Source organism: Streptomyces sp. NPDC057950 (genome assembly GCF_042887295.1).
Lineage (GTDB): Bacteria > Actinomycetota > Actinomycetes > Streptomycetales > Streptomycetaceae > Streptomyces > Streptomyces kaempferi.
Map to the genome: position 1 here is coordinate 193,213 of NZ_JBHVPP010000015.1, position 17,293 is coordinate 210,505.

At 70.9% G+C, this 17,293-nt stretch carries 15 protein-coding genes and 1 pseudogene; 9 read left to right on the forward strand and 7 right to left on the reverse strand.

Annotation, left to right across the window (positions count from 1 at the left end; genetic code table 11):
- The first annotated feature begins 118 nt into the window (after positions 1 to 118).
- Positions 119 to 1,075, forward strand: coding sequence for a Bro-N domain-containing protein (locus tag ACFVTC_RS24895; RefSeq protein ID WP_390130447.1), 957 nt, complete (start codon positions 119 to 121; stop codon positions 1,073 to 1,075).
- 107 nt (positions 1,076 to 1,182) lie between these two features.
- On the opposite strand, the gene ACFVTC_RS24900 is transcribed toward ACFVTC_RS24895, so the two are convergent.
- From ACFVTC_RS24900 to pdhA, 3 genes are read right to left on the reverse strand one after another with little or no spacing between them, the layout of a single operon-like run.
- A complete protein-coding gene (locus ACFVTC_RS24900) occupies positions 1,183 to 2,625 on the reverse strand; it encodes a dihydrolipoamide acetyltransferase family protein (RefSeq protein WP_390130449.1) in 1,443 nt (480 codons plus the stop codon).
- Positions 2,626 to 2,635: 10 nt separating this feature from the next.
- Complete coding sequence (locus ACFVTC_RS24905; protein WP_390130451.1) at positions 2,636 to 3,616, reverse strand: alpha-ketoacid dehydrogenase subunit beta; 981 nt, start codon at positions 3,614 to 3,616, stop codon at positions 2,636 to 2,638.
- Between the two features lie 2 nt (positions 3,617 to 3,618).
- Positions 3,619 to 4,866: a pyruvate dehydrogenase (acetyl-transferring) E1 component subunit alpha gene (gene pdhA / locus ACFVTC_RS24910; RefSeq protein ID WP_390130453.1), complete on the reverse strand. Its 1,248-nt coding sequence runs from the start codon at positions 4,864 to 4,866 to the stop codon at positions 3,619 to 3,621.
- Positions 4,867 to 5,273: 407 nt separating this feature from the next.
- Here pdhA and ACFVTC_RS24915 point away from each other — a divergent pair, with 407 nt between their 5' ends.
- The 3 genes from ACFVTC_RS24915 to ACFVTC_RS24925 all read left to right on the forward strand — a co-directional run bounded on the left by ACFVTC_RS24915 (position 5,274) and on the right by ACFVTC_RS24925 (position 7,837).
- On the forward strand, positions 5,274 to 5,936 hold the full coding sequence (locus ACFVTC_RS24915) for a response regulator (protein WP_390130454.1): 663 nt from the start codon (positions 5,274 to 5,276) through the stop codon (positions 5,934 to 5,936).
- A 113-nt stretch (positions 5,937 to 6,049) separates the two neighbouring features.
- Positions 6,050 to 6,472: a pyridoxamine 5'-phosphate oxidase family protein gene (locus ACFVTC_RS24920; protein ID WP_390130455.1), complete on the forward strand. Its 423-nt coding sequence runs from the start codon at positions 6,050 to 6,052 to the stop codon at positions 6,470 to 6,472.
- A gap of 75 nt (positions 6,473 to 6,547) precedes the next feature.
- The gene (locus tag ACFVTC_RS24925; protein WP_390130457.1) at positions 6,548 to 7,837 is read left to right on the forward strand and encodes a phosphotransferase; all 1,290 of its coding nucleotides are present in this window, start codon (positions 6,548 to 6,550) and stop codon (positions 7,835 to 7,837) included.
- A 148-nt stretch (positions 7,838 to 7,985) separates the two neighbouring features.
- Here ACFVTC_RS24925 and ACFVTC_RS24930 read toward each other — a convergent pair whose 3' ends face one another.
- A complete protein-coding gene (locus ACFVTC_RS24930) occupies positions 7,986 to 9,548 on the reverse strand; it encodes a protein kinase (protein WP_390130459.1) in 1,563 nt (520 codons plus the stop codon).
- Positions 9,549 to 9,936: 388 nt separating this feature from the next.
- Between ACFVTC_RS24930 and ACFVTC_RS24935 the strand changes: the two genes are divergently transcribed.
- Positions 9,937 to 11,571, forward strand: a complete 1,635-nt coding sequence (locus tag ACFVTC_RS24935) for a protein kinase (RefSeq protein WP_390130461.1) — start codon at positions 9,937 to 9,939, stop codon at positions 11,569 to 11,571.
- 163 nt (positions 11,572 to 11,734) lie between these two features.
- Here the strand turns inward: ACFVTC_RS24935 and ACFVTC_RS24940 are convergent, their stop codons facing one another.
- Positions 11,735 to 12,277 (reverse strand): bacterial proteasome activator family protein, encoded by a 543-nt coding sequence (locus ACFVTC_RS24940; protein ID WP_168529127.1) that lies wholly within the window; start codon positions 12,275 to 12,277, stop codon positions 11,735 to 11,737.
- Positions 12,278 to 12,442: 165 nt separating this feature from the next.
- Between ACFVTC_RS24940 and ACFVTC_RS24945 the strand changes: the two genes are divergently transcribed.
- Both ACFVTC_RS24945 and ACFVTC_RS24950 read left to right on the forward strand, forming a co-directional pair.
- Positions 12,443 to 12,865: a hypothetical protein gene (locus ACFVTC_RS24945; protein ID WP_390130463.1), complete on the forward strand. Its 423-nt coding sequence runs from the start codon at positions 12,443 to 12,445 to the stop codon at positions 12,863 to 12,865.
- A gap of 37 nt (positions 12,866 to 12,902) precedes the next feature.
- Positions 12,903 to 13,217 carry a hypothetical protein gene (locus ACFVTC_RS24950; RefSeq protein ID WP_390130465.1) on the forward strand — a complete coding sequence of 105 codons (315 nt, stop codon included), beginning with the start codon at positions 12,903 to 12,905 and terminating at the stop codon, positions 13,215 to 13,217.
- 64 nt (positions 13,218 to 13,281) lie between these two features.
- Here ACFVTC_RS24950 and ACFVTC_RS24955 read toward each other — a convergent pair whose 3' ends face one another.
- Positions 13,282 to 14,262: an NAD(P)H-quinone oxidoreductase gene (locus ACFVTC_RS24955; RefSeq protein ID WP_390130467.1), complete on the reverse strand. Its 981-nt coding sequence runs from the start codon at positions 14,260 to 14,262 to the stop codon at positions 13,282 to 13,284.
- Positions 14,263 to 14,272: 10 nt separating this feature from the next.
- A pseudogene (locus ACFVTC_RS24960) lies at positions 14,273 to 15,046 on the reverse strand (potassium channel family protein); the annotation flags it as partial.
- A 236-nt stretch (positions 15,047 to 15,282) separates the two neighbouring features.
- Here ACFVTC_RS24960 and ACFVTC_RS24965 point away from each other — a divergent pair.
- Positions 15,283 to 16,392: a potassium channel family protein gene (locus tag ACFVTC_RS24965; protein WP_390130469.1), complete on the forward strand. Its 1,110-nt coding sequence runs from the start codon at positions 15,283 to 15,285 to the stop codon at positions 16,390 to 16,392.
- A 192-nt stretch (positions 16,393 to 16,584) separates the two neighbouring features.
- The gene (locus tag ACFVTC_RS24970) at positions 16,585 to 17,196 is read left to right on the forward strand and encodes a hypothetical protein (protein WP_390130471.1); all 612 of its coding nucleotides are present in this window, start codon (positions 16,585 to 16,587) and stop codon (positions 17,194 to 17,196) included.
- Positions 17,197 to 17,293 lie beyond the last annotated feature (97 nt).

Sequence of the window (17,293 nt, forward strand, 5' to 3'; positions counted from 1 at the left end):
ACGGCCTTGGTCACGCGCCGTGGAATCGATGATCTTTCCCCCGCAATCATGAACGTCCCGGTTCCGGCTGGCATATTCGATTTGCTCCGTTCTACGTTCCGCGACGGAGGTGGTTCACATGAACGAACCCAGCAAGCGGCCCAGTTCGGCAGAGCGCCGCGAGGCGATCGACATCAGCGACTTCGTGTACGCGGCGACCGGTGACCGGATCCGGAGGCTGACCATGCCGGACGGAAACCACTGGTTCCCGTCCGTCGACGTCTGCAAGGAGTTGGGCTACACGACGCCCCGAAAGGCACTCCTCGACCACGTCCCGGAGCAGCATCGAGACAATCTCGAGACAGTGACTGGAGGTCACGGTCTCAGCGTTCCCGCAGGTAGGACATGGCGCCGAGACTTGCAGCTGATCGACCTCCAGGGTCTGATCCTTCTCGTCAACGCCTGCACCAAGCCCGCCTGCGCCCCCTTCAAGCAGTGGGTCGCGGAGGTCATCGAGACCGTCCAGCGAGAGGGTTCCTACACCCTCGTAGAGGCCGAGGTGCAGCCCGCCGACCCGGGCGCGCCCATCGCCTACGCCATGCCCGAACAGGTCGCCGACGCCATCGTCCGGCTGGAGGAGCGCAACCTGCGGGCGGACGAGCAGCACGCCGTCGCCCGGCAGGAGTCGCTCACGCTGCAGCGGTCCATGGTCGAGATGCAGCGCGAGACGCTCGCCGCGCAGCGGGCCATCGCCGAGGCGATGGGACGGATCGCGAACCGGCTCGACGTCCTCTCCCTCGACCGTCCGGCGCCCACCGCCGGCCTCTCCGCGAACCCGGTCGCCGAGTCCGTCCTCGCCGACTGGCGGCAGCGGCTGAGCGTGACCTCCGACGTGTGGGCGGTGGCGGTCGTGATCGTGCCCGTCCTGGTCGAGGAGGGTGAGCTGCGTCAGCCGCTCGACTCCATCGCGGCCCGTACCGGACTCTCCGTGCAGCGTGTCAACGACTGTCTGCGCATGCTGCGCAGACACGCCTGTATCCGGTCCCGGGGCGGCAGCGAGAACGGAGCGCCCGTCTACGTGCTCCAGCGTTCCTGACCCGGAGCACGGGAAGAGGGGTCGGTCGCAACAGGAATTTGCGGCCGGCCCCTCCTCGTCGAACCTATCCGATCGACGCGGTCCCCGCGTCCGGTTTCACCCCTGGTTCACGCCCAGGTGATGAGCCGCTTCGGCTGCTCCAGGATCGCCGCCACGTCGGCGAGGACCTTGGAGCCCAGCTCGCCGTCGACCAGGCGGTGGTCGAAGGAGAGGGCGAGCGTCGTCACCTGACGCGGCTTCACCTTGCCCTTGTGGACCCAGGGCTGGAGCTTGATCGCACCGATCGCGAGGATCGCCGACTCGCCGGGGTTGAGGATCGGCGTGCCGGTGTCGACGCCGAAGACGCCGACGTTGGTGATCGTCACCGTGCCGCCCTGCATGGCGGCCGGTGAGGTCCTGCCCTCGCGGGCCGTCGCCACCAGCTCGCCCAGGGACTCGGCGAGCTGGGGCAGCGTCTTGGTGTGCGCGTCCTTGATGTTCGGGACGAGCAGACCACGGGGTGTGGCGGCGGCGATGCCCAGGTTCACGTAGTGCTTGAGGACGATCTCCTGGGCCGCCTCGTCCCAGGACGCGTTGACGTCCGGGTTGCGCTTGATCGCCACCAGCAGGGCCTTGGCGATGAGCAGCAGCGGGTTCACGCGCAGACCCGCGAGATCCTTGTCCTGCTTGAGCTCCTCGACGAGCCTCATCGTGCGCGTCACGTCGACCGTCACGAACTCGGTGACGTGCGGAGCGGTGAACGCCGAGCCGACCATCGCGGTGGCGGTGGCCTTGCGGACCCCCTTCACCGGGATACGGGTCTCCCGCACCGCGTCGTACGGGGCGACCGGGGCGGGCGCCTGGAGGCGGGCGGCCGTCACGGTCTCCTCGACGGACGTCTGCGGGGCCGGCACCGGTGCGGGCACCACCGCCGCGTGGACGTCCTCGCGGGTGATGACGCCGCCCGGCCCCGACGGTGTGACCGTCGTCAGGTCGACCCCGAGGTCCTTGGCGAGCTTGCGGACCGGGGGCTTCGCCAGCGGGCGCGGCCTGCCGTGTCCGTTGAGCTCGCCCTGGATCGCGGTGGCCGCGTGGAACACCTCGGACTGTTGCGGGGGGACCTCGGCGCCCTTGCGGGGGCGTCGCTTGGTGGAGGACTCCGCCACGCCGTACCCGACGAGGACCGGCTTGCGGCCCTCGGACTTGGGCTCCCCGTCGGCGGGAACCGCCGGGGACGGCGGCGTCGCGGGGACGGGCTCGGCGGCCGTGGTCACCGCGGGCGCCGACGGCACCGGCGGTGCTGCTCCGGCCACCTCCACCGCGATGATCACCTGGCCCACGTCCACCGTCGTCCCCTCGGGGAAGCGCAGTTCGCGCACCACGCCGTCGTAGGGGATGGGCAGCTCGACCGCGGCCTTGGCGGTCTCGACCTCGCACACGACCTGGCCGTCGGTGACGGTGTCACCGGGCTGGACGTACCACTTGAGGATCTCCGCCTCGGTGAGTCCCTCGCCCACATCGGGCATCTTGAACTCGCGGAGCCCCGACGCGTTCTCAGTCATCGTCGTCACGACCCTCTCCTCAGTACGCCAGCGAGCGGTCGACGGCGTCGAGCACCCGGTCGAGGCCCGGAAGGTACTCGTCCTCCAGGCGTGCCGGCGGATAGGGGGCGTGGTAGCCCCCGACCCGCAGGACGGGTGCCTCCAGGTGGTAGAAGCACCGCTCCGTGATGCGGGCGGCGATCTCCGCGCCCGTGCCCAGGAACACCGGGGCCTCGTGCACCACGACCAGGTGGCGGGTCTTCTCCACCGAGGTCTGGACGGAGTCGAAGTCGATGGGCGACATCGAGCGCAGGTCCAGGACCTCGATCGACTTGCCCTCCTCCTGGGCGGCCGCCGCGGCCTCCAGGCAGACCTTCACCATCGGGCCGTACGCGGCGAGCGTCAGGTCGCTGCCCTCGCGGGCCACGACCGCCTTGTGCAGCGGGCCGGGGATGGCGTCGGTGTTGACCTCGCCCTTGTCCCAGTAGCGCCGCTTGGGCTCGAAGAAGATCACCGGGTCGTCGCTCTGGATGGCCTGCTGCATCATCCAGTAGGCGTCGCTCGCGTTCGACGGGGAGACCACCTTGAGGCCCGCGACGTGCGCGAAGAGCGCCTCGGGGGACTCGGAGTGGTGCTCCACCGCGCCGATGCCGCCGCCGTAGGGGATACGGATGACGACGGGGAGCTTGATCTTGCCGAGCGCCCGCGCGTGCATCTTCGCGAGCTGCGTGACGATCTGGTCGTACGCCGGGAAGACGAATCCGTCGAACTGGATCTCCACCACCGGGCGGTAGCCCCGCAGGGCGAGGCCGATCGCCGTGCCGACGATGCCCGACTCGGCGAGCGGGGTGTCGATGACCCGGTCCTCGCCGAAGTCCTTCTGGAGGCCGTCCGTGACCCGGAAGACACCGCCGAGCTTGCCGACGTCCTCACCCATGATCAGGACCTTGGGGTCGGCGTCGAGGGCCGTGCGCAGCGACTCGTTGATCGCCTTGGCCAGCGCCATCTTTTCCGCAGCCATCGCTACTTGCCCTCCCCTTCGTCCGCGAACGACGCCTGGTAGGCGGCGAACTGGGCTCGCTCCTCGTCGACGAGCGCGTGCCCGTCCGCGTACACGTTCTCGAAGATCGCGAGGTGGTCGGGGTCCGGCATGGCCCGGACGACTTCGCGTACTCGTTTGCCCAACGTCTCGCTCTCGACCTCGAGTTCCGCGAAGAATCCCTCGTCCGCGTGGTTCGAGGCCTCCAGGTACGCGCGAAGGCGCAGGATCGGGTCCTTCGCCTCCCAGGACTCGCGCTCCTCGTCCGCCCGGTACTTGGTCGGGTCGTCGGAGGTGGTGTGCGCGCCCATGCGGTACGTGTACGCCTCGACGAGCGTGGGTCCCTCGCCGCGGCGGGCCCGCTCCAGCGCCCACTTCGTCACGGCCAGGCAGGCCAGGACGTCGTTGCCGTCGACGCGGACGCCCGGGAAGCCGTAGCCCTGCGCGCGCTGGTAGAGCGGGACGCGGGTCTGCTTCTCGGTGGGCTCGGAGATCGCCCACTGGTTGTTCTGGCAGAAGAACACGACGGGCGCGTTGTAGACCGCGGAGAAGGTGAACGATTCGGCGACGTCGCCCTGGCTGGAGGCGCCGTCCCCGAAGTACGCGATCACGGCCGAGTCCGCGCCGTCCTTGGCGATGCCCATGGCGTAGCCGGTGGCGTGCAGCGTCTGCGAGCCGATGACGATCGTGTACAGGTGGAAGTTGTTGCCGTTCGGGTCCCAGCCGCCGTTGTTCACACCCCGGAACATGCCGAGCAGGTTGGTCGGGTCGACCCCGCGGCACCAGGCGACGCCGTGCTCGCGGTAGGTCGGGAAGACGTAGTCGTCGTCACGGGTGGCGCGGCCCGAACCGATCTGGGCGGCCTCCTGGCCGAGCATCGAGGCCCACAGGCCCAGCTCGCCCTGGCGCTGCAGAGAGGTGGCCTCGGCGTCGAAGCGGCGGCTCAGCACCATGTCCCGGTACAGGCCGCGCAGCTCCTCCGGGGTGATGTCGGCGACGTACGGGTCGTACGTGGCGTCCGCGACCCGCTCGCCCTCCGGCGTCAGCAGCTGGACGAGTTCGGGGTCCGCGCCCGAAGTACCCGGTGACTTCTTGCCGGCCGCGCCGGTGCCCTTGCCGGCTGCCGTCCTGCTCGCGGCGGTCTTTGAACCGGCCGTACTGGCGCCGCTTTTCGCAGCGGTCGTACCGGCGCTGCGTCGCGGCTTGCGCGCGGCAGTGCTCTCCACGGTCACGTGTGCTCCTCCGTCGGTCCGGCCCCCGGGGTTGCCGGGTGGCTGGGTTCCCTCTTGCTCGTCGAGAGCTCGAGGGAGCGGCTCGCCGTTCCAGTACCCGTGCACGGGGTGGGTGCCACTCGGCCGGAACAGGCGTGACAGGTGCCCCGGCGAGCGCCCTGCATCGGTCACGTTACCCAGTGCTCCACATTTCTGTGAAACCCCTCCTGACCTGCGTTTTTGCTTGGATTTCCAAGTACTTTTTAGTCGGATTTCCAAGTAGTTCGCGCGGGTCGGGAACAGTTGCTGGTCACAGCACTGGTCGCAGCCTTGCAGGGGGCCGGAACACCGGCACGTTATCCCGGCCACCCCGGGCACGGGAAGAGTGGACTTCCACGGGGCCGAGGGTGGTGTGTGACACTTACTTTGTGCCCGAAAACGGAAAAATTACCGTATTTCTCGTCGATGACCACGAGGTGGTGCGACGCGGGGTCCACGAGTTGCTCTCCGTGGAGGACGGCATCGAAGTGGTCGGCGAGGCCGGGACGGCGGCCGACGCGCTGGTACGGATCCCGGCCACGCATCCGGACGTCGCGGTGCTCGACGTGCGGCTCCCGGACGGCAGCGGCGTGGAGGTCTGCCGCGAGATCCGGTCCGCCGACGAGTCCGTCAAATGCCTGATGCTGACCTCCTACGCCGATGACGAGGCGCTCTTCGACGCGATCATGGCGGGTGCGTCGGGCTATGTGCTGAAGGCGATCCGCGGTGGTGAACTGCTGGCGGCCGTGCGCGATGTCGCGGCCGGGAAGTCCCTGCTCGACCCGGAGGCCACGGCCCGGGTCCTGGAACGGCTGCGCGACGGCGGCCCCCGCGGCGACGACCGGCTCGCCCACCTCACCGAGCAGGAACGCAGGATCCTCGACCTGATCGGCGAGGGGCTGACCAACCGCGCGATAGGCGAGCGGCTGCATCTCGCCGAGAAGACGATCAAGAACTATGTGTCGAGCCTGCTGTCCAAGCTGGGCATGGAACGACGCTCCCAGGCGGCCGCCTATGTGGCACGCATCCAGGCGGAGAAGCAGCACCGCTGACGAACCCGGGTCGGCGCGGGAGCGGGGCCCGCGGGTCCGTCCGGGACCTATGGCCCCTTCTCCCGGGACGGGCGGCTCTTGTCCGGCCCGTTCGGATGCCGAAGATTTGAAGGATGCCCACCGACGAACAGCTCGCCGTGGACCTGATGCGCCGCACCGATCACGGTCGCGTCGCCGCCAGCCGGCACGCGCTGCCCCTGCTCGCGTCGGCCCGCCACATCGTGGTGGAGGGGCGCGTGCTGCTGCGCATGCACCGGGGCTGCGGAAGCCACCAGGCGTGCGTCGGCGGCGTCATCGCCTACGGCACCGACAACCTGGGTTCCGCGCGGCCCGGCGAGAGCCTGTGGTCCGTGCAGATCGTGGGCCGGTGCGAGGCGGTCGAGCCGACCGCCGCCGAGCGGGAGCGTTTCGGACCCGCCCCGCGCCTCGTGGACGGCGAACGCTTCGACCCGGTCTATCTGGGCGTCACACCCCAGTTCTGCACCGTGCACTCCACGGACGATGGCCCGGAACGGCAGTTCCAGCACATCCTGTGACCATCTCGTGATCAAAGATGACTGTGTGTGACAAACGCAGGTCAGGGGCGTGCGGGGTGCCCTAGCATCTGGCGCGTGCCGCGCTCATCCGTACCCATTCCTGTGATTCACGCGCCCCCTCTGGGCGCCCTCCTCCGCCAGTACGCCGCCGGGTCCGCGCTGACCTGCGACCCCGTCGAACAGGGGCTGCTCAACCGGGGCTACCGGCTGCGCACCACACACGGCCGCTATTTCCTCAAGCACCATTTCGACCCCGAGACGGCCGACCCCGCCGCGATCGCCCGCCAGCACCGGGCGACCCAGCGTCTCGCGGATCTCGGCGTTCCCGTCGCCCCGCCGCTGGCCGGCACCGACGGGCGCACGGTCGCCGTCGTCGGGGGCCACGCGTACGCGCTGCACCCCTGGATCGACGGCGGGCACCGGCACGGCGGTCAGCTCACCACGGCGCAGTGCGCCCGGCTGGGGGCCCTCCTCGGGGTCGTCCACGCGAGTCTGGAACGGGTGATGGAGCGGGTGATGGCGACACAGGGACGCGCCCCGGCGAAACCGGCCGCCGACGCCGGGCCCGGCCAGGACCAGGACCGGGCCGAGGACCAGGCCGAGGACCAGGCCGAGGACCAGGCCGAGGACCAGTCGCTGAAGGGAAACACCCACGAGCCGGCCGGGACGACGCCCGAGGGGACGCCGGACAGGGGCCGGGGGCCACGGGACAGGGCCCGGGTGGCGCCGGAGGGGGCGGAGGGCGCCGGTCCCACCGGGAGCACCGCAGCCCGCGCCCGTGAGGGCACCGACCCGGCCCGGGGCGCCGATCCCGCCGACACCTTCGCGCTCATCGACCGCCTGCTCGCCAGGGTGCGCAGCCACCGCCCGCCGGACGCCTTCGACGAACTGGCCCGGCACCGGCTCCTGGAACGGCGCGCCCTCCTGGAGAAACACGCCGACCGGCGGCCTCCGCAGGGCGGCTCGGTGGGCTGGGTGCACGGCGACTTCCACCCGTTCAACCTGCTCTACCGCGACGGCGAACCGGCCGCGATCGTCGACTGGGACCGGCTGGGCGTCCACCCCCGCGCCGAGGAGGCCGTACGCGCCGCGATGATCTTCTTCGTGCGCCCGGTCGGCGCGCTCGACCTGGCCAAGGTGCGGGCCTACGCGCGCGCGTACCGGCGCGCGGCGGGCGCGGGGCCCGCCGAACTGGCGGCCGCCGTGCACCGCGTGTGGTGGGAGCGTCTCAACGACTTCTGGATGCTGCGCTGGCACTACGAGCGCGGCGACACCCGTGCCGACCCCCAGTTCCCGGCCGCCTCGGCGCTGGCGGTGTGGTGGACGCGGGAGTACGACGCGGTGTGCGAGGCGTTCACGGGCTGATCCGCGGCCGGATGGCACCCCGGGAACACGCCGGGAGACGGCCAGGACACCCCCCGAGAGCGCTCCACAGGCCCGGAGACGCCCACGCGCGCGTGGCGCCCGTCTCCGGGCCTCACGCGCGCGTGGGGGGCGTTTCGGTCGGATCCCCTCAAGGATTCGCGGTGTCGCCCTGGGTGTCGCCGCCGCCGTCTCCGGTGGGGTCCGGAGACACCGGCGCGTCGCTGCTCGGCTCGTTCGACGGTTGCGAGGGCGTCGACTTCGTCGGGGTGTCCGAGGGCTCGTCGGACGGCTCGTCCGTGGGCCGGCTGCTGTAGCTCTCGGACGGGGTGTCCGACGGCGTGTAGTGCGAACCCGGGTCCGAGCCCGTGCCGTTGTCCGTGGAACTGTCCGTCGAGGTGTCCGTCGAGTCGTCGCTCGGGCTCGCGCTGGTCTCGTCGCCCTTGTCGGACGGCGTGGCCGCGGGCGACTGGGTCGTACCGGTGCCGCCGGTGCCGCCGCCACCGTTGTGGTTGAGCGCGAGCGCGACACCCGCGGCGATCGCGATCACCGCGAGCACCGCGAGGATCCACAGCTTGCCGCGGCCGCCGCCCCCGTTGCCGTGCCCCTCGAATCCGCCGTCGTCCCCGCCGCCGTACGGCGGGATGATCGGCGCCGGGATCTGCGTCGTGCCGGAGTCGCCCGGGTGCGGCAGCGCGGTCGTGCCCGCGAAGCCCGACGCCGGGGTGTGCAGGCCCTCGTGCACGGTGACCGGCCCGGTGTTCCAGGTGCCGGTGTGTCCGCCCTGGTCGTACAGCATCTGGAGGCCGTACTGGACGAGCCCGCGCATCTCCTCGGCGGTCTGGAACCGGTCGTCCGGCTCCTTCGCGAGCGAGCGCATGACCAGTCCGTCGAGCTCCGGCGGCGCCGCCGCCGCGACCTCGGACGGCGGGACCGGGATGTCCTGGACGTGCTGGTAGACCACCGACAACGGCGTCTCACCGGTGAACGGCGGCCGCAGCGCGAGGAGTTCGTAGAGCAGGCAGCCGGTCGCGTACAGGTCGGAGCGGTGGTCGACGGCCTTGCCGAGCGCCTGCTCCGGGGAGAGGTACTGCGGGGTGCCCATGACCATGCCGGTCTGGGTCATCGTCGACTGCGCGCCGTGCAGGGCGCGCGCGATGCCGAAGTCCATCACCTTCACGGCACCGGTCTGCGTGATGATCACGTTGGCCGGCTTGATGTCGCGGTGCACGATGCCGTGCTGGTGCGAGTAGGCCAGCGCCTCCAGCACACCCGAGACGATGATCAGCGCCTGCTCGGGCCCGGGGGCCTCGGCGTTGATGAGCAGGTCACGGATGGTGCGGCCCTCGACCAGCTCCATCACGATGTACGGGACGACCCCGTGCCCGACCACGTCCTCGCCGGAGTCGTACACGGCGACGACGGCGTGGTGGTTGAGTCCGGCCACCGACTGGGCCTCGCGCGTGAAGCGGGCCTTCGAGACGGGGTCCTCGGCCAGGTCCGAGCGGAGCAGTTTGACCGCGACGGTGCGCCCGAGACGCACGTCCTCGGCCGCGAACACCTCGGCCATGCCGCCCCGGCCTAGTCTGTGGGTCAACCGATACCGGCCATCCCCCACAAGTCCGCCGTTACCCCACATCTCCGGCGCATCTGACATACCGCCGCCAGTCGCCTCGGGGTCGGACGGGCCCTGAGCGCGCTGCTGCTGTGCCATCAGTCCTCGCCGTCGTTTCTGCCCGCGGTCTGCGCGGTGGTTGTTACGGTCTCCGTCGAGCCACGCTACAGGCTCGGCGCGGGGTGCCGGTCCGAGATGGGATCGAGATGGACCGGTCATCCAACCCGCCCCGGGTACCCGCGCGCAAATCCTGTGTACCGCCCGTACGGCACCTGTAACGCTTCCGCGACGCTTCTTTCGCGTACGGTCACGGAACGGGCACCGAGCTTGACGTGTCACCGCCCTCGGGCAGACTTGGCCGGGAATCAGCCAATCGATCACCGGAGCACCGGTGATCACAGTCGATCGATTCGATCACAGTCAATCGATCACGGACCGCGGGAGCAACCAGCCGACGCTGCCGCCGTGCCGATGGGGGACGCAGAACATGAGCCAGGACGGCGCACAGGGCCGGTACGCGGGGCGCGCGGTCGCCGGCGGCCGCTACCAGCTGCGCGATCTGCTCGGCGAGGGCGGCATGGCCTCGGTGCATCTCGCGTACGACTCGGTGCTCGACCGCCAGGTGGCGATCAAGACGCTCCACACGGAGCTCGGCCGTGAGCAGGCCTTCCGCGAGCGTTTCCGCCGCGAGGCCCAGTCGGTGGCCAAGCTCACGCACACGAACATCGTCTCGGTCTTCGACACCGGCGAGGACAACCTCAACGGCATGACGACGCCGTACATCGTCATGGAGTACATCGAGGGCAAGCCGCTCGGCTCGGTCCTCGACGCGGACATCCAGCAGTACGGCGCCATGCCCGCCGACAAGGCCCTGAAGATCACCGCGGACGTGCTGGCCGCCCTGGAGATCAGCCACGAGATGGGCCTGGTCCACCGGGACATCAAGCCGGGCAACGTCATGATGACCAAGCGCAACGTCGTCAAGGTCATGGACTTCGGCATCGCCCGCGCCATGCAGTCCGGCGTCACCTCCATGACGCAGACCGGCATGGTCGTCGGCACCCCGCAGTACCTCTCTCCCGAGCAGGCGCTCGGCAGGGGCGTGGACGCCCGCTCCGACCTGTACTCGGTCGGCATCATGCTGTTCCAACTGGTCACCGGACGGCTGCCGTTCGAGGCGGACTCACCGCTGGCCATCGCGTACGCGCACGTCCAGGAGGAGCCGGTCGCGCCCTCCTCGGTCAACCGCTCGCTGCCGCCGGCCGTGGACGCGCTGGTCGCCCGAGCACTGAGGAAGAACCCGAACGAGCGCTTCCCGAGCGCCGAGGCGATGCGCGACGAGTGCCTGCGCGTGGCCCAGTCGCTCCAGGCCGTCCCGCCGAGCATCGTCCCCGGCGCCAGGACGTCGAGCGGCGCGGGCGTGGGCGCCGCCGTCTTCCCGCCGGTCGACCAGTCGTCGATGCCGACACCGGGTCCCGTGCAGACCCCGTACCAGCCGGGCCCCTACGGCGCGCCGACCCCGCCCCCCACGGCCTCCCCGGCGTACGGCTATCCCCAGCAGGGCGGCTACCAGCCGGCCCCGCAGACCACGCCGTACGCCCAGCAGCACGGTGTGCCGACCCCGCCGCCGTACAACCTCGCGCCCCAGCACGGGACGTCCGCCCCGGGCGGTCCGGGGGCCCGCAGGAGCAACAAGGGGGTCGTCGTCGGGTCGATCATCGTCGCGATCGTCGCGGTCGGCGGCCTGCTCACCGCCCTCTCGATGAACGGCGGCGGCAGCGACGACAAGGGGGGCGGCGGCACGAGCACGCCGCCGTCCGTGGTGGCGAGCCACCGGGGTCCGGACACCGGGAAGACGATCGACACGGAGAAGTGCACGGATCCGCAGGAGTCGTACGACGACCCGGACAAGATCCAGGTCCCGGACTTCACCTACCGGTACATCAAGTCGGTCAAGTCCTGCTTCCAGGCCGCGGGCTGGCGGATGAAGGAGACCCCCGTCGACGAGAACACGTACGGCGAGGGCACGGTCATGGAGCAGTTCCCCAGCGCCGGAACGGACGTCGACCCGAAGGACATGCCCGACATCGAGCTGAAGGTCTCGACCGGCGACCCGTCCTGAACGGCCGGTGACGACCGGTACCCGCCGATCGGTGCCACCGGTCGCCGACGACGGGTGACCACCCGCTCGACGGCCAAAAGCAGGAAACGGGCCCGGCACTTCCGTGCCGGGCCCGCCGTGTCCGTGCCGTCGCCCGATTCCGGCCCCGCGGTGCCGCCGGGACCTACAGGTACGGGCCGCCCGACCGGCCGCCCGTGCGCGGATCCTCGTCGCCTTCCATGCCGCCGACGCCCGGCGGAAGGGCACGGCGCATCTGCTCCAGCTGTGCCCTGGCCGCCATCTGCTGCGCGAACAGGGTCGTCTGGATTCCGTGGAAGAGACCTTCGAGCCAGCCCACCAGCTGGGCCTGCGCGATCCGCAGCTCGGCGTCGCTGGGGGTCGCGTCGTGGGTGAAGGGCAGTGAGAGCCGTTCCAGTTCCTCGACCAGTTCGGGTGCCAGGCCGTCCTCCAGCTCCTTCACGGAGCTGGCGTGGATCTCCTTGAGCCGGACCCGGCTCGCCTCGTCCAGGGGCGCGGCGCGCACCTCTTCGAGGAGTTGCTTGATCATGCTCCCGATGCGCATGACCTTGGCTGGCTGTTCGACCATCTCTGTCACCGGGACCTCGCGGGAGTCCTCGTCACCGGTGCCACCGAGAGCCATTCCGTCCTGGCCCACGACCAGGATCTGGGGGTTCTCCGGCGACCTTTCGTTCCTCGGCATCTCCATGCCGCCATTGTCTCGCACCCCTCCACCTCATCACGGTGGCGCCCCCCGCACAGAGTGATCCACCCGGCCGGTCACCGTCGAGATGCCGGGAAGAGGGCCTCATGTGAGGCTTGCCCCAATGATCATGGGACTCCTCTACCGGGAGGGGGTCACCGGCGTGACTCCATGGCTCGGCCCACCCCGCGGGCTGATATTGCTGCTGATCTTGGCGACCACCGTGGCATCCCCCTTCTGGGCCGCCTCGTACGCGGCCGCGTCCTCCGCGCCACCGGCCACCTCGCCGCCCGCTTCGTCCTCCGCGTCTCCGTCCCGACGGCCGTCCGCGTCTCCGTCCCGCCGGCCGTCCGCGTCCCCGTCCCGCCGGCCGACGTCCGCACCGTCCCGTCGGCCGACCGCCTCCCCGCCCCGCTCGCCATCCGCCCCGCCCTCGCGATCCGCCCCGCCCTCGCGCTCACCGTCGCGCACGCCCTCGCGCACGCCATCCGTCTCGGCCGCCGCCTCGGCCCTCGGATCCTCCCCCGGATCGGCGCACGACCACGCCCACGCGCCGTCCGTCGCGGAGGCCGCCGGGCCCACACCGGCCGCTGAGGACTCCCGCGCGGGAAGCGACGCGGGAGCGGGCCGGGTGCGGCCGGGACGCGAGGAGAGGAACCAGCGGGAGGGTGAGAACGACGAGGACACCGCCCCGACGTACACCGACCGGGACCCCGCCCAGGAGGACACCGGATCCGGCACCCCGCAGGACAGCGTGGGCGGGACGGGAGACGTCACCACCGGGCCGCCGCAGAACGCGGCCGTCCCCGCCGAGCAGCACGTCGTCGGCCCCGGCACCGCGCCGGCACGGCCGACGTTCCGGATCCTGCCCCTGGGCGGCGGTCTGATCCTCATCGGCCTCGGGCTGGGGATGGCCTTCGTCGCCCTGCGCCTGCGGCGCGGCTGACCGGCCCACCCCGCCACGCCCGCCGTCGCCGGCCCCCGTGAGCGCGGGCGACGGTAGGCACGCGTCAGGGAGCGATGAGCAGCACCTTGCCGATGTGGCCGCTCTCCTCGAGGATCCGGTGCGCCGCGGCGGCCTCGCTCATCGGCAGCTCGCGGTCGACCACCGGGCGCACGTGACCGGAGTCGATCAACGGCCACACGTGCTCGCGTACGGCCGCCACGATCGCCGCCTTCTCACCGAGCGGACGGGCGCGCAGCGAGGTCGCGCTGACGGCGGCCCGCTTGACGAGGAGCGCGCCGATGTTCAGTTCGCCCTTGGCACCGCCCTGCAGACCGATGATCGCGAGCCGTCCGTTGACGGCGAGGGCCCGCACGTTGCGGTCGAGGTACTTGGCGCCCATGTTGTCGAGGATGACGTCGGCCCCCGCCCCGTCCGTGGCCCGCTCGATCTCCTCGACGAAGTCCTGCTCGCGGTAGTTGATCAGGATGTCCGCGCCGAGCTCGGCGCAGAAGTCGAGTTTGTCCTTGGTTCCCGCCGTGACGGCGACCTTCGCGCCCACGGCCTTGGCGAGCTGGATCCCCATGGTGCCGATGCCGCTGGTGCCGCCGTGCAGGAGCAGGGTCTCGCCCGGACGCAAGTGGGAGATCATGAAGACGTTCGACCACACGGTGCAGGCCACCTCGGGCAGTGCCGCCGCCTGCTTGAGTTCCAGGCCGTCGGGCACGGGCAGCAGCTGTGCGGCCGGGACGACGACCTTCTCGGCGTACCCGCCGCCCGAGAGCAGCGCGCACACCTCGTCACCGACGGCCCAGCCCGAGACACCGGGCCCGGTCTCGACGATGCGTCCCGCGCATTCGAGGCCGGGGTAGGGGGACGCTCCGGGCGGCGGGTCGTAGAAGCCCTGCCGCTGCATCAGGTCGGCGCGGTTGACCGCGCTCGCCACCACCTCGACGAGAACTTCGCCCTCGCCGGGCACGGGGTCCGGGACCTCGTCCCACACCAGCGCCTCGGGCCCACCAGGTTCAGGAATCGTGATCGCGTACATGAGGGCGACGCTACTCCTGCGGGAGGGAACGGGTGCCCGGCGCCACCGCTGGACGCGGAGCGACCCGCACGATCGTGATGAGCCGGTCGGTCAGCTGGAGCGTCCCGACGGCCGGATCGTCGTAGCCCAGCACGCGATGCCCCCGTACGACGCTCACCACCAGGTCGTCGGTCTCGCGTACGCCCTTGCCCACCTCGGCCTTTATGACCGGACGTTCGACGATCTCGAGCCCGCTGCCCTGCTGGATGAGGTCCTCCATGACCAGGCCCGCGCTGGGGCTGAGCACGGAGAGTCCGAGGAGCCGTCCCGCCGCGCTGGCGCTGGTGATGACGGCGTCGGCGCCCGACTGGCGCAGCAGCGGCGCGTTCTCCTCCTCGCGCACCGCGGCGACGATCTTCGCCTGGCGGTTGAGCTGCCGGGCGGTCAGCGTGACCAGCACGGCCGTGTCGTCGCGCTGGGTCGCGATGATGATCTGCCGCGCCTTCTGGACCTCGGCCCGCACCAGCACGTCGCTGCGGGTCGCGTCCCCGACGACCCCCGTGTATCCGTCGGCCGTCGCCGCGTCGACCGCCTCGGAGCTGGGGTCGACGACCACGACCTGTTCCTTCCTCAGCCCCGTGGCACAGACGGTCTGCACCGCCGACCGCCCCTTGGTCCCGAAGCCGACGACAACCGTGTGGTCCCTCAAGGCCCGCCCCCTCCAGCAGTCTTCCGAACGCGCCCCATGAACCTGGCGACGGTGCCGACGGTACTGCCAACGGGTGCGACGCCACTGCCGACGGGACGGCGAGCCCGCGTTCCTCCCGAGGGCGCCCGGCTCGCCTTCCGGCGGTTCCGGTCGCGGTCGTACGCGCGGTCGGGGCGGTCGGGGGCGAGGTCGCGTCCTGCCGGGAAGGGGGAGCGGCGTGCCGGATTCCGCGGACCGCGTGCCGGATTCCGTGGACTGCCTGCCGGGGGACGTTCGTCCGGGACCATGGTCACCGTGCTGACCGACCGGATCAACGCCGCAGGGGGCAAGCCATGAACCACGAGAAGCAGCCTCTCCCCAGACCCGAGAGGTTCTCGATCCTCCGATCCCTCTGGTACCGGTCGCGGGGCGAGGCCAGGGAGGACGCCGAAGCCGGACGCTCCATCACCATGCCCGCCGAGAAGGCGCTGCCACCGCTCCAGCAGGTTCTGCGGCGACTGGCCATGGCGCTGTTGGTGCTGGCCGTGACGACGCTTCTCGTCTGGGTCGACCGTGACGGCTACAACGACAACGCGGACGGCCGCGTCGACTTCCTGGACGCCGCGTACTACGCCACCGTCACCCTCTCGACCACCGGGTACGGCGACATCACCCCGGTGAGCGACGCCGCCCGGCTCACCAACATCCTCGTCATCACGCCGCTGCGCGTGTTGTTCCTGATCATCCTGGTCGGCACCACGCTCGAGGTCCTGACGGAACGCACCCGCCAGCAGGTGCGCGTCCACCGGTGGCGTTCGCGTATGCGGGATCACGTCGTGGTCGTCGGATACGGCACCAAGGGGAGGCACGCCGTCGAGTCACTGCTGGGCCAGGGCATGGCGAAGGACCACATCGTCGTCGTCGATCCGCAGCGCAAGGCGGTCGAGGCCGCAGGCAACGACGGGCTCGTGGCCGTGCTCGGGGACGCGACACGCACCGACACCCTTCGCAAGGCCGAGTTGCAGACGGCCGCACGCGTCATCGTCGCCCCGCAGCGCGACGACACCGCGGCACTGGTCACGCTCACCGCGCGCCAGCTCAACAAGCGGGCGACTCTCGTCGTCGCGGTCCGGGAGGACGAGAACGTCCCCCTGATCAGACAGAGCGGGGCGGACACGGTGGTCACGAGTTCCAGTTCGGCCGGCCGTCTCCTCGGCGTGTCCGTGGCCAGCCCGCACGCGGCCGACACCCTGGAGGACCTGATGACCCACGGCAGCGGACTCGATCTCGTCGAACGCGCGGTGGCCGAGGACGAGGTGGGCCGCTCTCCTCGCGAGTGTTCCGATCTCGTCGTCGCCGTCGTACGGCGCAAGCGGGTGTTGGACTACACCGACCCGCAGGCCGCGGTCCTTCAGGCCGGGGACCGGGTGATCAGCATCAGGCAGGGCCTTCCGAGCAGTTGACCGGCCGGGACACGCTGACGACACACCAGATACCCCTCTCTGTCGTGGTATGCGGCGCGTTCTGCTTTTGCACCCGTCCGGTCCCCCGACATCACACGTTGGACATGCCCGATATGACAGCTATTGCAGGCATTAGTACGTTCAACGCAGGTCGGCTGTCCGGCCGACATCTCCGAGGCAGAGAGAAGTCCCATGCCCACGCGTACTTTCGCCGTGGCCGCCGCCGTAGGCGCAGCGGCCTTCGCCACCACCGGCATCACCTACGCCTCGCCCACCGAGTCCACGCAGGCCGCCCCGGCCGTCCAGCGGGCGGTCTCCTCCGTCCAGAAGGCGGCGCCGCCCGTCCAGAAGGCGGCACCGTCCGCCAAGAAGGCCGTCCCCGCCACGCCTCCCCTCGACGGCGGCGTCGCGAGCAGGAACAAGGGTGAGGGCGGCGAGGGCGGCGATCGCGAAGGCGGCGACCGCGGAGGCCGCGGCTCGGACCACGAGGGGCCCGGGTACATCTACTTCAACGAGCGGACGTACTCCGGCTCCATCGAGGGCTGCATCGCCGCCGCCAGCGGGCTGGGCGCCAACAGCTTCAGCATCTACAACGACAGCCGGAGGACCGTCGAGGTCTACCGCGGGTTCAACTGCAACGGCGGCTCCCCGGTGGCCACCGTCGGCCCCCACGGTGCCACCCACGGCGTCGTGACCAGTCCCGTCAACGGAGACGCGTTCGGGACCGACGCACTGATCGCCGGTGCCATGTTCGGTGACGACGGCGTCGTGGGCAGCTTCCGGGTGATCCACGACGAGTGGTGACAGGCCGCCGGTTCGGCCGCACGGCCAACCGCCGGTTCAGCCGTCATCCCTCCCGGACGGTCCGGGCACCGTGCGGACGTTTCACGTGAAACACGCC

Excerpts from the sequence above, each read along its gene's own strand:
- ACFVTC_RS24955 (WP_390130467.1), bottom strand. The coding sequence starts at position 14,262 with ATGTACGCGATCACGATTCCTGAACCTGGTGGGCCCGAGGCGCTGGTG.
- ACFVTC_RS24920 (WP_390130455.1), top strand. The coding sequence starts at position 6,050 with ATGCCCACCGACGAACAGCTCGCCGTGGACCTGATGCGCCGCACCGAT.
- ACFVTC_RS24945 (WP_390130463.1), top strand. The coding sequence starts at position 12,443 with ATGGCTCGGCCCACCCCGCGGGCTGATATTGCTGCTGATCTTGGCGAC.
- ACFVTC_RS24965 (WP_390130469.1), top strand. The coding sequence starts at position 15,283 with ATGAACCACGAGAAGCAGCCTCTCCCCAGACCCGAGAGGTTCTCGATC.
- ACFVTC_RS24970 (WP_390130471.1), top strand. The coding sequence starts at position 16,585 with ATGCCCACGCGTACTTTCGCCGTGGCCGCCGCCGTAGGCGCAGCGGCC.
- ACFVTC_RS24935 (WP_390130461.1), top strand. The coding sequence starts at position 9,937 with ATGAGCCAGGACGGCGCACAGGGCCGGTACGCGGGGCGCGCGGTCGCC.
- ACFVTC_RS24905 (WP_390130451.1), bottom strand. The coding sequence starts at position 3,616 with ATGGCTGCGGAAAAGATGGCGCTGGCCAAGGCGATCAACGAGTCGCTG.
- ACFVTC_RS24895 (WP_390130447.1), top strand. The coding sequence starts at position 119 with ATGAACGAACCCAGCAAGCGGCCCAGTTCGGCAGAGCGCCGCGAGGCG.
- ACFVTC_RS24940 (WP_168529127.1), bottom strand. The coding sequence starts at position 12,277 with ATGGAGATGCCGAGGAACGAAAGGTCGCCGGAGAACCCCCAGATCCTG.
- ACFVTC_RS24930 (WP_390130459.1), bottom strand. The coding sequence starts at position 9,548 with ATGGCACAGCAGCAGCGCGCTCAGGGCCCGTCCGACCCCGAGGCGACT.